This is a genomic window from Streptomyces bohaiensis (genome assembly GCF_012033785.1).
GTDB lineage: Bacteria > Actinomycetota > Actinomycetes > Streptomycetales > Streptomycetaceae > Streptomyces > Streptomyces bohaiensis.
Genome location: NZ_JAAVJC010000493.1, coordinates 1 through 1704, shown reverse-complemented (window position 1 = coordinate 1704; position 1704 = coordinate 1). Strand labels below are relative to the sequence as shown.

2 protein-coding genes are annotated in these 1704 nt (G+C 75.1%); both read left to right on the top strand.

The features are described 5' to 3' along the window. Positions 1-192: 192 nt before the first annotated feature. Positions 193-978: a methyltransferase gene (locus HCN52_RS24210; protein WP_168090553.1), complete on the top strand. Its 786-nt coding sequence runs from the start codon at positions 193-195 to the stop codon at positions 976-978. A gap of 224 nt (positions 979-1202) precedes the next feature. After that, complete coding sequence (locus HCN52_RS24205; protein ID WP_168090552.1) at positions 1203-1628, top strand: SCO2097 family morphological protein; 426 nt, start codon at positions 1203-1205, stop codon at positions 1626-1628. Positions 1629-1704 lie beyond the last annotated feature (76 nt).

The window sequence follows — 1704 nt, the reverse complement described above, 5'->3', positions numbered from 1 at the left end:
GCCGCAGCGCCGCCGTGCGCCCCGCCCCCGCCGACCGGCGGCGTTGCCCGTCCGGAGGGCTCACCGGCCGGTGCTCGCCGGCGGGCCGCGGGCGGTGTCCGGCCGCCGGGACCGGGCGGTCGTCGGCGCGGCCGAGGCCATAAGCTGGGGTGGCTCGCCCAGCACCGCATTTCCGCACGAGGAGCCACCCGCATGTCGTCTGAACCGACCGCTCCCGGCCCGCACACCGCGCTGCGTACGGGGGTCGTCTGGGAGCTGCTCCGCGGGGCCCTGGCACGCCGTGCGGCGGCTGCCGGCTCCCCGGCCCTGGACGTGCTCGACACGGGGGGCGGCAGCGGCAGCCTCGCGGCCCGTGTCGCCGCGCTCGGCCACACCGTCACCGTCGTCGACCCCAGTCCGGACGCGCTGTTCGCGCTGGAGCGCCGCGCCGCCGAGGAGGGCGTCGCCGAACGGGTCCGGGGCGTGCAGGGGGACACCGGCGACCTGCTGGAGGTCGCGGGGAGCGGCGCCTACGACATGGTGCTGTGCCACGGCGTGCTGGAGTACACCGACGACCCCCGCGCCGCGCTGACCGCCGTCACCCGGACGCTGCGGCCCACCGGCGGCACGCTGAGCCTGCTGGCGGCCGGGGTCGGCGGCGCGGTGCTCTCCCGGGCGCTGGCCGGGCGGTTCACCGAGGCGCGGCTGGCGCTGGCCGACCCCAACGGCCGCTGGGGCGACGCGGACCCGGTGCCGCACCGCTTCACCGCCGACCAACTCACGGCACTGGCCTCGACCGTGGGGCTCGACCCGCTCGCGGTCCACGGCGTCCGCATCTTCGCGGACCTGGTGCCCGGCGCGCTGGTCGACACCGAGGCCGACGCGCTGGCCGCCCTCACGCGGCTCGAGGCGGACGCCGCAGCCCATCCGGCGTTCCACGCGATCGCCGGACAACTTCACCTGCTCGCCGAGCGCACCGTGCCCCCGCCCGGCTCCTGAACGCGCCTCCGTTCCCTTAGGATCGGACGTAATATCGGACGTGCGCCCGTCGGCATGACGGAGGGGAGCCGGGGTAGGGGATTCTCCATCCCCCGGTTGCTCTGGTCGTGGCGAAAGCGGTGGGCGGAATTCGCGTAAGGGGCGGCTTTCACAGGGAGCGTTCCCTGCCTATCCTGGAAGAGTCGGACCCGGTCGCCACCGCGACCGACGAGTAGGAGGACCCCGTGCCGCTCTCGGAGCACGAGCAGCGCATGCTCGAGCAGATGGAGCGAGCGCTGTACGCGGAAGATCCCAAGTTCGCGACAGCGCTCGAGGGCAGTGAACTGCGCACCCATACCCGCAAGCGGGTGTACCAGGGCGCGGTCGGCTTCCTGGTGGGCATCGTGCTGCTGATGGCCGGCATGGTCGCCCAGCAGATCTGGCTCAGTGTCGTCGGGTTCCTGGTCATGCTCGGCTGTGCCGTGCTCGCCGTGACCGGGTGGAAGAAGGGCCCGGTCGTGGCCTCCACGGATGCCGCCGCGAGCTCGGGCGGCGGCAAGGCCGGCGCCCGACCGGCGGGGCGGGGCCAGCAGCAACCCCGACAGCGCCGCTCGGTCATGAACCGCATCGAACAGCGCTGGCAGCGCCGCCGCGACGAACGCGACGGCTGAGGCCGCCCGACCGGCGCGGAACCGCCGGTCGTCCCCGACACCCGCGACGGGCCCGGAAGCCGATGCTTCCGGGCCC

Excerpts from the sequence above, each read along its gene's own strand:
- HCN52_RS24210 (WP_168090553.1), top strand. The coding sequence starts at position 193 with ATGTCGTCTGAACCGACCGCTCCCGGCCCGCACACCGCGCTGCGTACG.